The sequence below is a fragment of the Parafrigoribacterium mesophilum genome, assembly GCF_039652555.1.
GTDB lineage: Bacteria > Actinomycetota > Actinomycetes > Actinomycetales > Microbacteriaceae > Parafrigoribacterium > Parafrigoribacterium mesophilum.
Window position 1 is genome coordinate 1 of sequence record NZ_JBDJAF010000077.1, and the last position, 260, is coordinate 260.

General features: G+C 65.8%; 1 protein-coding gene. It reads left to right on the forward strand.

Annotated features, from left to right (window positions below):
• Window positions 1-192 (forward strand): hypothetical protein (locus ABFX56_RS16155; RefSeq protein ID WP_346234375.1); only part of this gene is annotated, 192 nt, incomplete at its 5' end.
• Window positions 193-260: the final 68 nt, after the last annotated feature.

Consider the following 260-nt stretch of genomic DNA (forward strand, 5'->3'; position numbering starts at 1 on the left):
GTCTGGGTGTCGAAGCTGAACATGAAGACCTCGGGCGAACCCGCCGGTCGCTATGGCAACGGCGACGGTGAGGCCTGCCTGGAAACACCGCGAGGCTTCTTCGCCGTCGGGCATCCGGGCAGCTGGTCGTTGCCAGGCGGGGGGTCGTGCGGCAGCTGCTCGCTCAGGGACAAGCCCGGCAAGCAGATATAAGGGGATTGGTGAGATGCCGAAGCGCATGGAGAGCCGCCCGAGCAGGCTCAGGCCGAGAAGCATTCCAC